This is a genomic window from Sphingobacterium sp. UME9 (assembly GCF_014170215.1).
In the GTDB taxonomy this organism is placed as follows: Bacteria; Bacteroidota; Bacteroidia; order Sphingobacteriales; family Sphingobacteriaceae; genus Sphingobacterium; species Sphingobacterium paramultivorum.
Genome location: NZ_LZZP01000011.1, coordinates 145,997 through 157,937 on the forward strand (window position 1 = coordinate 145,997; position 11,941 = coordinate 157,937).

At 43.1% G+C, this 11,941-nt stretch carries 6 protein-coding genes and 1 pseudogene; 1 reads left to right on the top strand and 6 read right to left on the bottom strand.

Annotation, left to right across the window (positions count from 1 at the left end; all coding sequences use genetic code 11):
* Positions 1–27: 27 nt before the first annotated feature.
* The 6 genes from A9970_RS17500 to A9970_RS17525 all read right to left on the bottom strand — a co-directional run bounded on the left by A9970_RS17500 (position 28) and on the right by A9970_RS17525 (position 11,459).
* Positions 28–1,887 carry a glycoside hydrolase family 13 protein gene (locus A9970_RS17500; protein WP_182983223.1) on the bottom strand — a complete coding sequence of 620 codons (1,860 nt, stop codon included), beginning with the start codon at positions 1,885–1,887 and terminating at the stop codon, positions 28–30.
* A 6-nt stretch (positions 1,888–1,893) separates the two neighbouring features.
* Positions 1,894–2,913 (bottom strand): SusE domain-containing protein, encoded by a 1,020-nt coding sequence (locus tag A9970_RS17505; protein WP_182983224.1) that lies wholly within the window; start codon positions 2,911–2,913, stop codon positions 1,894–1,896.
* A 166-nt stretch (positions 2,914–3,079) separates the two neighbouring features.
* Positions 3,080–4,675: a RagB/SusD family nutrient uptake outer membrane protein gene (locus tag A9970_RS17510; RefSeq protein ID WP_182983225.1), complete on the bottom strand. Its 1,596-nt coding sequence runs from the start codon at positions 4,673–4,675 to the stop codon at positions 3,080–3,082.
* A gap of 11 nt (positions 4,676–4,686) precedes the next feature.
* The gene (locus A9970_RS17515; RefSeq protein ID WP_182983226.1) at positions 4,687–7,656 is read right to left on the bottom strand and encodes a SusC/RagA family TonB-linked outer membrane protein; all 2,970 of its coding nucleotides are present in this window, start codon (positions 7,654–7,656) and stop codon (positions 4,687–4,689) included.
* Between the two features lie 11 nt (positions 7,657–7,667).
* Positions 7,668–10,253, bottom strand: a complete 2,586-nt coding sequence (locus A9970_RS17520; RefSeq protein ID WP_182983227.1) for an alpha-amylase family glycosyl hydrolase — start codon at positions 10,251–10,253, stop codon at positions 7,668–7,670.
* A 195-nt stretch (positions 10,254–10,448) separates the two neighbouring features.
* Positions 10,449–11,459: a LacI family DNA-binding transcriptional regulator gene (locus tag A9970_RS17525; protein ID WP_182983228.1), complete on the bottom strand. Its 1,011-nt coding sequence runs from the start codon at positions 11,457–11,459 to the stop codon at positions 10,449–10,451.
* Positions 11,460–11,745: 286 nt separating this feature from the next.
* Between A9970_RS17525 and A9970_RS17530 the strand changes: the two are divergent.
* Positions 11,746–11,941, top strand: a pseudogene (locus A9970_RS17530) (hypothetical protein); the annotation flags it as partial.

Consider the following 11,941-nt stretch of genomic DNA (forward strand, 5'->3'; position numbering starts at 1 on the left):
ATGAATTCTATAGAATTTTAAATTGTATTAAAACTTAAGCTCCAACACTTTAGTCTCATAAGCTTCCAGTTTCAAGGTATTGTCAGCTGGAGCGGTTTCCTGTTTTTGGATAATATCAACATAGGATCTGACCCTGCTGTTTCTTTCCTTAAAACGATCCAGTTTGATCTCTTTCATCGAATCATTGCAATTCATCACGACCATAACCGTCTGTTGCTCGTTGTAGCGGAAATACACATACACACCATCTTCGGGCACATACTGCATCGTTTTACCAGTTTGTAATACAGCATGTTGTTTACGATAATTGGCTAGCGTTTGAACAAAAGTCCACATATCCTGCTCTGCTTTAGTCCTTCCGTCTGCGGTAAACTTGTTCAGTTTGTCACCCGCGAAACCACCCTGAAAGTCTTCCCGTAGCAAGCCATCTGGATTGGAGAAATTCTTCATCAGAATTTCAGCCCCATAGTACAATTGTGGGATGCCCCTTGTTGTCATAAGCCAAGCCATTGCCGATTTATATTTCTGCACATTTTCACCGACAACGGAGAAAAAACGATCTTTATCGTGGTTATCCAAAAAAAGCACATTTTGCTCGGGATGTGGGTACAGAAAGTCTGAAGCGAGGGTTGAATACAATTTATTGGCTCCGGCGGTCCATTCTGTCTTTTGGTTGAGTGCATCACCTATGGCATAATTAAGCTGAAAATCCGTCACACCCATCAGCTTGGAATCGACCTCCTGACCAACTCGTTTTCCACCCAGAAAATAGGCCTGGTTCCCCACACCATGTACCCATGTTTCACCAAAAAAGGTGAATTTTGGATACTCCTGCAGAATGCGATCTGTCCATTTTGCCATAAAATCAAGATCATTGTACGGATAGGTATCAATTCGGAATCCATCTATTGCCGCAGTCTCTATCCACCAGATATGGCTTTGGGTCAGATAATGTTGAACGTATGGGTTTTGTTCGTTCATATCGGGCATTGTGGGAACAAACCAGCCTTTGACCATTTTCTTTTTGTCATCTGCCGAGGCATAAGGATCAAAAACTGTCTGGTCTTTGTAAGATGTCTGCGTATAGTTAGGCCATTCATTGAGCCAGTCGGCCATCGGCTTGTCTTTTACCGTCCAATGATAACTTCCGATATGATTGGGCACCACATCAAAAATCAGTTTCATCTGACGTTTATGCAGCTGTTCACCCAATTGGACATAGGTATCGTTGCTACCAAAACGGGGATCAATATGATAGGTTTCGGTGTTGGCATAACCATGATATGAAGCCTGGGGCATGTCATTGGTCAACACAGGAGTCAACCACAATGATGTCACCCCAAGATCTTGTAGGTAATCCAGCTTTCCGATAATACCTTCCAGATCACCGCCATGACGCAGATACATCGAGTCTCGGTTTAAACTCATATCCAACATGCCTTTCACCTGATCATTTTCTTTATTTCCATTGGCAAAACGATCGGGCATAATCAGGTAGATCAAATCAGCATTGTTCACACCCTGTGCTTTTACTTTTTGATCCCTTTGCTTCAACTCATAACGATAGGTTAGTTTTTTCTTTCCTTGGCTAAAGGTAAAAGTTGACCATCCTGTTTTGGCCGAAGCAGCCACCTTGACATCCAAAAACAGGTAGTTGGGATTTTCTACGCGATTGACTTTGACAAGTTCTATCCCTTTATCCTCCACCTGTACCTCGCTTTTCCCTATCTGAGGTCCATACACAACAAGCTGCAAGGTCGGATTTTCCATTCCTACCCACCAGTTTAAAGGTTCTACGCGTTGGATGGATTGCCCCATTAGGGGGCTCCATCCAAACACCGTTAGTGCCACGAATACTGTGGTAATCTTTTTATTTCGTTTAAACATCGTTTTTTATTTCTTCGTCAACGTATATGTATTTGCATTGAAATCCACGACGATATCATACGTACCGGCATTGGCAACCGCGATATTGGCCCCGCCGGCAATCAAACTGCCGTTAGCTCCGCCGAAATTCGTCCCCCAATCGTGGTTTTTACGGAATTTGATATCGCCTGCAGTCAAACTCACTGTGAGCTTCCATACCTGATTGGCATTGTCGAATTTCATATCCGTATCGGCATCCCAGCCCTTAGGCGTGGCACTACCAATAATGCCCCAATTGTGATCTTTAAATGAAATGGTATTTGCCGTCGTATTGACTTCTATTTCCAGATTTCCTGCACGAGGAGCTTTTATATTTCCACCGCCATTAAAAGCGAGTTTACCATCTGCAGTCTGTCCATAGGAATTCGCCCAGTTGCGCTCTGTCGTTATCTTAAATTCCGAATTCGCTTCCGGAAAGGAGATAATGCCCGTATAGATGCCGTTGCTTGTTGGGGAGACTATCGATTCAGCAGTAGCCGGATCCCATCCCTGATAAGCTCCCGGAACGTACAAATAGCTGGTCGAAGCAAAAGGGATTGCTTTAAGACTAGCTAACGCAGAAAACACCACCGTAATTTTAGTATTGATACTCGACTTGAGGCGTACATCAAAGTCCGAAGCCGTTCCCGTCGGAACACCAAGAGAAAGTAAATAGCTGTTCAATTCATAGCCTGTAAATCCAAGGCTTGTCCGGCCGTTGGGAATGACAACTTCTTTTACTGTTTTAAAATTGTCTCCTTTAAGTCCAAACTGCAGGACGTTGGTTACTGCGGCCTGAAAACCAAAGTCAGGCTGAATCATATTGAGGTGCAGTACTGTATCCTTTGCGTTATCTTTTGACAAGGTTACATTCGTTTTATCGAGGCTTAAAGTTGCAGGCTTTATGGTCTCCCCGCTAGCCAATATAGCGCGCGTCTCGTCTTTTTTACAACTTTGGAACGCCACTATAAATAGCAGCATGATTCCGATATAGTGTCTAATTTTCATCTGTTTAATTTTTGTTTTCAATAGCTGATGAAAGCCCAGGTAACTGACCATTCGCCAATGCGTCGAACAATAGATATTGCCCGGTTTCATCTGTCAACAATTGTCTTATTACAGGTAAGGCAACATTGACCGGAAGAGACTCGCCGTTCTTCCTGTCTGATGCTGATTAATTATAGCCTGGATTCTGTACAAGATTGGAGTTCGCAATAATATCCGAAGCAGGAAGTGGGAACAGCGTCCTATACCCGGCAACTGCCTGACCTGCAAGCACACCACCTTTAAAAGGCCAGAGGTAATTATCACCCGTAAATTTGCCATAGCGGATTAAATCCGAACGTCTAAATCCTTCCCAGTATAATTCTTTCACACGCTCATTGAGAATATCATCCAAAGAAAGATTCGTTAAGTTCCCACTGTTGTTTCCATAGGCACGTACACGCAGTTTATTGACATAGTCCAGTGCTTTGGCCAAGCTGCCGCCAGAGCCGCCACGCAGGGTAGCCTCAGCATAGATCAAGTTCATCTCTGCCAAACGAATCAACGGGAAATCCACCGAAGCAACGAAACCTTCAGCTGCCGGAGGAGCAGTTTTTCCGTCCTTGTTCACATTGCGGAATTTGGTAACCGCCAGCCCTTGCTTATAGACAGCGATATCCTCAATTTTCACGCTTGTATTTAAGTGAAACATTGCCCTCTTGTCCGTTGCTCCAGTGTAGTCACCGAAAATCGTTGCGATATTGTCACGTGTCCGATTTCCGGCCCAACCGCCGCCGGGTACACCGAAAGAAGTGGGATCCATGGTTGCGTCAATAGCTGCATTGATCAGATAAGTTGTACCACCCTTACTCTGTGTTTTGGTTCCATCATAAGGCAGATAGAAAATAAATTCGGGGTTGTTCACATCATTATCTGCGTAGAAGAGCTCCCGATAATTTGTTCCCAAACTATAGCCCGAGTTCAGTACTTTTTCTGCGTATGTAATCGCTTCGGTATATTTCTTATTACCAGCACCCAGGTAAACTTCTGCGTTGAGGTATAAACGAGCCAACAGCCCCCATGCCGCAACTTGATCTACACGACCATATACATTTTGTTTGGCACCTTTTAGCTGGCCTGCAACTTCCAACAGCTCTTTCTCTACATAAGCAAAAAGTTCAGGTCGTTTGATCTGAGGCGGCGATACTTTTCCGACAGGAGTTTCTTCGGTTACAAATGGTGGATTTCCAAACAAATCAAGCAGCACCCAATAATTATAAGCACGTAAGAATCTTGCTTCGGCACGATAATAAGCGATTTCTTTTTTATCGGCATCTGAAATACCGCGTTCAGCCAACTTAGCATCTGTACTTTCTCTTAAAAATTCATTGACAAGTGTGGCACTATAGACACAGCGGGTATAAAGACCGCGGAGCATGGGATTGCTATCGTCAAAATCGAGGTAATCCAGTCCGCTAATCCCCGAATCATTGAGCCAGGCACAGGCGGCCTCATCAGTCGTAAGTTCCTGTGCGTTCCAAAAGAGGCGTAAAAAATCCGATGTACCGGCATCCAATCCTCCCAGATCAGAGTTATTCGGCCCCGATGTACTCGTTAAGGTCAATGATCCATATAATCTTGCGAAAGATGAGGTATAGCCATTAAAATCTTTGTAGGCCACATCTGCAGTTACGTCGTTGGTCGGTTTTAGATCCAAATCCTTATGGCAGCTGCTCAGTGCTATAGCCAGCAAGCATACACCTATATATTTATTTAATTTTTTCATTGTTATATCGTTTAAAAACTCACATTTACACCCAATACATAAGTCCTTGGCCTCGGATAAAAGCGATCGTCTATACCGTTAGATATCTCTGGGTCAACACCTTTATAATTGGTGATCGTAAATACATTTTGTACAGTTGCAGAAATCGACATTGAAGCGTTACTATTCCGGATAAATTTTCCAAGGTTATAACTCAGGTTGACATTATCCATTTTCAAAAACGAAGCGTTCTTGATGTAGTAATCACTTCTTAGCTGTTTGAGCAGAAAATTGGTATTAAAAAAATCCACAGGTGCATTATTGATCACCAAAACAGCCTGATCGTTGATATTTGCCCCGCTTCCCAAATTAGAGGAAACATTGTCGTAGACATAATTATCCAGATTTGCGCGTAATACCGTTGTTGCCGACCATTTTTTGTAGCTGTATGCCGCCGTAAAACCCAAAAGATATTTCGGTAACGGTGATTTATACAGATAGCGATCGTTATCGCTGATAACGCCATCTCCATTACGGTCAACATAGACACCTTCGACAGGATGCCCTTGTTCATCATATACCTGTTGGAAAACATTGAAACTGTTTGGCATGAAATTAACCTTATGCGCCTGGATATTTCCGCCTGTACCACCACGGATACCACCTGTCTCTACAATAAAGTTTGGATCATCACTCTGTGTCAGATTGGTTACTTTACTCTTATTATAAGTTAGGTTAAAACCGATGTCCAAAGTCGAATTATCCGTTTTTAGCGGGACGAAGTGTACATTAAACTCCAGCCCCTGGTTTTCCATGTTACCCACGTTGGTCAACAGGAAATTGCTAAAGTTAGAGCCTACAGGAACGGGAATCGTGCTGAGCAGGTCTTTGGTTTTTTTCGAATAATAATCCACGCTACCATAGACCCGATTGTTGCTAAAGCCAAAATCAACGCCGGCATTATAGGTTGTTGTATTTTCCCAACGAATGTCTTTATCGTAGGCCACAGGTGAATTTAAATAGTAGTATTCATCACCAAAGCGATACATCGACTCGTTGCCGCTGATGGTATAATTAGGCAAATAAGAATAGTTAGCGATGCCATCTTGCTGCCCGGTTTTTCCATAACTTAGACGGAGCTTCAGTTCGGATACTGCAGCTATATCTTTTAAAAAGCCTTCATTTTTGGTGCGCCAGGTAAATCCGACAGAAGGAAAATATCCCCAACGGTTATCAGGACTAAAACGGGAAGAACCATCCGACCGCAAGGTTCCCGACAGAACATACCGATTGTCATAGGTATAAATCAGACGCCCATAATAAGAGATCAACAGGTTTTCGGGTTTATCAAAAGGTCGCGTTGGTTCATTTAGGATCTTATCACCTTCCGCATTTGTACGGTTAAAATTATAAACCTTACTGCTATTTTTATAGTAGCCATAGCCCAATGTCGCGTCTATCGTACTTTTGATTGTAGGTAATTCCTTATCATACTTTAAATAAAACTCCAGCGTTTTATTGTTGATATCGGTTTTATACTGAGTTCTTTCACCCCCTTCATTAAAATTACGTGCAGCTATCGCAGGTGTAAATGTGTTCCCTTTCGAACGCGCCAGATCGTATCCAACGTTTAAGTTGGCATGCAACTCCGGCAGGAAATGAAAACTATAATCCACCTTTGCATTTCCGATACTTCTAAACACATCGCCATTATCTTTGCGTAAATCCAACAAGGCTAAAGGATTTCGTGGTGCATTGGGATTAGGTTTCCCCCCCTGAATCCACTCATAATACCCACCAAAACTATTTTTATCATCCACATAGACAGGTTGGGTCGGGTCGAACTGAATGGCAGCTCCGATTGCGTCTTGCGTCGCAAATTTCGATTTTGACCAGGTACCACGAACATTTACATCCAATGAAAGATGGTTATCCAGAAATTTTGGCGTTAATGCCAATGCAGCAGTAGTTCGTTTTAAGTTATCATTTTTCAATACCCCATCCTGGTTCATATAGCCCGCAGCGATACGGTAAGGCATATTGCCCGCTTTGGAAGCAATGTTAACGTTATTATCCGTTGTAAATGCATTGCCATAAATCACATCCTGCCAGTCGGTATTTGCTGTTCCCAACAACTTTTTCATGGCGTCACTACCATTTGTATTGACATAATCGCGGATTTGATCGGCGTTGAGCAACTTTACTTTATTGGCTACGGTAGCCAATGAATTCTGTGTAGAGAAGTTGATCTGTGTTCCTGAGCGACTGCCTTTTTTTGTCGTGATCAAAATAACCCCATTCGACGCCCGCGAACCATAGATGGCTGTTGCATTGGCATCTTTCAAGATTGTAAATGTCTCGATATCATTTGGGTTAATCAAACTTAATGGGTTAGCTACCCCAGATACAGAACCACCTGCCAATGGAATTCCATCTACGACAATTAACGGATCGTTACTGGCGTTCAATGAAGCTCCGGTACGGATACGGATGGTGCTTCCTGCGCCCGGCTGCCCCCCACTTGTTGTAATCTGTACGCCTGGAACTTTGCCCATAATGAGTTGCTCCGGCGAGGAGATCTGTCCTTTTTGAAAATCTTTTGCAGATACTGTACTGATTGAACCCGTCAGTTCACTTTTCTTTTGTGTACCATAACCAATCACCACAACCTCTTCCAGTGCACTGGTATTGGATTTAAGGTAAAGGTTTAACGGATGCTGTCCATCGTTGACCTGGATCAAGGTATCCAGGGTCGCGTATCCGACCATACTTACTTTCAGACGTAATTTCCCTATTTGTAGTCTATCCAAGCTAAAATCCCCATTCGCATTGGTAGACAGTGATTTTTTAATCTCCTCGAAGCGCAGTGTAGCACCGACCAAGGAACTCCCCTTCTGGTCCATTACTCGCCCTTTTAGCGTTGCCTGTTGCGCGAATGCCGAAGCACTTACACCGAGTAGCATGCTCAGAGCCCAAAATGGACGTGATAGCTGTTTGTTCATAAAATAACTGTTTATTTATTTAGTTTTGTTTTGCTTATCAATTGGTACTGCCCAGGTAGGAGACTCAATTTTGACTGGCCTGACCAATTGAGCTCTTTTCCCGTAAAATTATCGACCCACTGCCCCTGCAAAGCTGCCGGCAAGGCAAAGTCCACACTTTCTACCCCAAAATTGCCAAGTACCCCTACTTGTTGTCCCTCCTTTTCGAGAACAAAATATTTAACGGCATCTTTCATAGCCGATGTGATAATCGTCCCGTTTTGGAAAATGCTATTTTTGGTTTTGAAACGTGTGAGTTTGGCATAGGTCTCAAAGAGCTTTTTGCGATCATCTTGTTGTAGATAACTCCACAACAATGGTTTTTCGCCTGTGCGCCCATTTTCATCGATAGACACATCATAGCCGTATTCACCAAACTGCCAGATCATCTTAGGTCCGGGCGAAGCCAATAAAAACACGGCGGCCTGTTCCATACGTTTTAATGCGGTGCTGAGGTCCTTGATGTTATAGGTACCTGATGAATTGCCGTAATTCAGGCATTTGAACAGCAACCGCTGTTCGTCATGGCTTTCCATATAAGACACAAACGAGGGTTGTGTCATGCCGTGGCTCGAAGGGAATAATCTGCCTAAATCCGAGCCGTTGTTGGCATTCCAGCCCATTGCGGCCTCATTGAAGACCGCATTCATGTTGTTCCATAGCAACATCCCCGATTGCGCAAGTTCGGCCTCTTCCTGATCTCCGCCAAGATGTTCGAGAATAATATAACACGAGGGATCGATGCTGCGAATATGCTGCTGGTATTGCTTCAAGATAGCCACACGTGACGCATCGTAAGCATTCCATGCACTTAAATCACTTTCTGAGGTACCCGAATTTTTCTGTGTAAACCCTTTAGACAAGTCAAATCGGAACCCATCAATCTTGTACTCCTGCATCCAATAGGTCAAAACATCCTTGACAAAAGTCTGTGTATAACTACTTTCATGGTTAAAGTCGAAGCCAACATTGAACGGATGCTTGGCAACCGTATTGAACCAAGGGCTATTGCCAGCGACGTTGCCCTGCTCAAAATAAAGCTGTACTAGCGGGGATTGACCAAAAGCATGATTAAAAACAACATCCAAAATCACGGCAATACCATTTTCATGACAAGCATCTACGTATGCTTTCAAGTCGTTTTTTAAGCCGTAATATTTATCCAAAGCGCGGTGGAAAGAAGGATTATACCCCCAGGTCGAATTCCCTTCCGATTCCTGTACAGGCATAAGCTCTACCGCATTTACACCCAGCCTTTTTAAATAAGGCAAAGAGTCTTTCAATGTGGTATATTGATGTTGTTTGACAAAATCACGGACCAAGAGTTCGTAAATAACTAAATCACCTTGAGCTGGCTTATTAAATAGCGTGGTTTTCCATGAGTAAGACTTGGCTGGGAGATCCAATACGCCAACTACTCCCTGCGCAGCAGCGGGATAAGCGGGTACAGCCGCCGCGGTCAGTCCGAGTGCCGCGTCGTTTTGCGGATCAAGAATCAGCTCAGCATAGGGGTCGGCGATATTCAGCTGACCGTCCACCAAAAACTGATAAGTCTGTTTTTTAGAGAAATCCAGATTCGATACGGTAACCCACCAGGTTTTGCCATCCGGTGTCTGGCTCATCGCATAGGCTGGTAATGCTTTATAGTTATTAAAATCGCCCAAGACATACACACTCGTTTTTAATGGCGCTGTGAGCGCAAAACTGACCTCTCCTTTTTCCCTGTTTATGGTTGTTCCGTTTGCATTGATGCCTATCGGGAGTGCAGCGATGGCAGGTTTTGATTGCACAAATAACTGTGCTTTACTGAAATATATTTTGCCCCCAGCCTCAAGACGTGCTTCAAGCTCGTGCAGGCCATTGCTCTGTAGGCTGAGCGATTTTTCTAATGACAGCCCAGCAGAAGATTCAACAAGCAATAAACCATTGTCCCAGATACTGATTTTTCCGGACTGCGTTGCCTGTACTTTTAGCTTCAGATTATCTCCAACGGTGTACATCTGCTCCAGGGTAATTGGATCTGTGGGTTGCAGCGTAGGCGAAACAAAACGAATGGCCTGTGTATTGCTCGTTACAAGAGGAAGAAATAGATCTGAATTATTTTTGTTTCGTTGGACCAGCGACCCGTCACCATTGCGGACTAAAAGTGCCATCTGACCAAATTCTCCGCCATTAGTCAGGTTAAAAAATTTGGAGGGGATAAATGTGAATGAATATAAACCAGCAGAAACAAATTTAAGTTTATAAGCATTGTCATTCTTTGACCAATCTGTTGCTACATGTTGCCAGCTGCCCCCATTCACAGGAATCAATCCGGCGTGTAGGTAAAGGTCGGTAGTACTACCTTTTAAAGCCGCATTTCCTTTCGAAAGATCAAATTGCAACGTAATTTCCTGATCCCAATAGATAAATGGGGCGGAAAGATTGAGCAAACCAGATCCCTGCTGTTCAATAACAGGAGGTTGCTCGACATCCACGATATCTTTCTTATTTGCACATGATGATAATAGGACAATCACCCAGAGATACCCTATTAAACGAGAGATATGCTTCCCCATCGATAATTAGCTTTACTTGGAATCTGAAATTGGGAACGTTCCCGAAATCAAGGTAAAAAGAAATCGCTTGTGGCGATTTGCTGGATTTCCCTATCCAATATTTTATAAAAATTGATTATTTAAATACTTTCGGGAATGTTCCCGAAAGTAATCAAAGCTAAATAATGGGATTACAAAAAACAAATATTTTTTTTCTTATTTCAGGCTAGATTTTTGAAAAATAAGCTGGGAATCAAGGTAAACCGAATTAGCAAACTTACTATTTTCGGGGTCTTCCATCTTATCCAATAGGTATTTTGTTACTAATTGCCCCATTTCATAGGCTGGTTGTTTCACTACGCTCAGTGCCGGGTCAATCAGATCGGCGATATCCAAACAAGAAAAACAAATAATTTTAAGATCTTCAGGAATACGAATTGCGAGCTGCTTGGCGACTCGTATACTCGAAATAGCAAGACGTTCTACCGAGGCAAATATGGCATCGGGTTTCTCCTGTTCGATCAAGTCGGCGATATCTTTCATATTCTGATCAGCATCATTGACCGTATCCAAAATAAGCTCCGGTCTGATCGGAATCGCCACTTCCTGCAAGGCCTTTTCGTAGCCATCTTTACGTACCTTACCGATGGAGACATTCGGATTAATCGCGAGGTAAGCGATCCGTTTACAGGCATTATCGATCAGGTGTTTGGTTGCCAGGTAAGCCGAATCAAAGTCATTACCCGTAATATACCCCCCCTTCCAATCGTCGTATGCACGGTCAAAAAACATGACCGGAATGCCCCGCTCTGCCAAAAGTTGTAAATGCGAATGGTCTTTACCCTCACCCGAAGCCGAAATGATAACGCCATCCACCCGCCCATTAGAAAGTGAACGTACGATTGAGGCTTCATTTTGCACCAGATGATCCGTCACATAAATTAAGGTATGATAGCCCTTGGAACGCGCCACAGCTTCAATTCCTTTGATGGCTTGCGAGAAAAATTTATTGCCAAATTCGGGAATAATAATCGCAATGGTCAGACTTTTATTTGCCTTTAGACTACTTGCATAAACATTCGGCGAAAAACCGATTTCTTCGGCCATAGCCAGAATCCGAGCTTTTGTCGCTGGATTAATGTCCACGTTATCCCGAAATGCACGGGAAACGGTCGATTTTGACAAGCCGAGCTTTTTGGCCAGATCTACTATTGTTAATTGCGACATATCAAGATTCCCTTTGCTGTTCGAATGTAATAATTGTTGGATACAAATAAAGCAATTATCTATCCAGAATAGCAAATTTTCTTTTTGTCCTCTTTGTTTTAAATCAGCGGGCCATGTTTTTTTTATCTCCCGATAAGAAAAGCGATCTAGTGATCAAATCGTGTAAATGATCATTCCAATATGCTTGCTTTCATCCGCTTTCCGTTAACAGAAAAACTTGTTTTATATTGTCCATTCCTGAAAAAGGTTTACAAAAACCGAATATTAAAATCTTAAATTTAATATTATGAAAAAGCGTATGACAAAACGTAAATCAGGGGGACAGCAAGTTTACAGCGATAGCTTCAAAATCCTCGTTTCCAGAGAATACCTTGCGGGCAAGCTGAGTTATTCGCAACTTGCCCAGAAGTACAATCTTCCGGGGGAAGCCACTCCGCGGTATTTTATGAAATGGTACCAGCAGTGGGAAAGCAATCTGGAGC

Coding starts and splice junctions, on each gene's coding strand:
- A9970_RS17510 (WP_182983225.1), bottom strand. CDS start 4,675: ATGAAAAAATTAAATAAATATATAGGTGTATGCTTGCTGGCTATAGCA.
- A9970_RS17500 (WP_182983223.1), bottom strand. CDS start 1,887: ATGTTTAAACGAAATAAAAAGATTACCACAGTATTCGTGGCACTAACG.
- A9970_RS17505 (WP_182983224.1), bottom strand. CDS start 2,913: ATGAAAATTAGACACTATATCGGAATCATGCTGCTATTTATAGTGGCG.
- A9970_RS17515 (WP_182983226.1), bottom strand. CDS start 7,656: ATGAACAAACAGCTATCACGTCCATTTTGGGCTCTGAGCATGCTACTC.
- A9970_RS17525 (WP_182983228.1), bottom strand. CDS start 11,459: ATGTCGCAATTAACAATAGTAGATCTGGCCAAAAAGCTCGGCTTGTCA.
- A9970_RS17520 (WP_182983227.1), bottom strand. CDS start 10,253: ATGGGGAAGCATATCTCTCGTTTAATAGGGTATCTCTGGGTGATTGTC.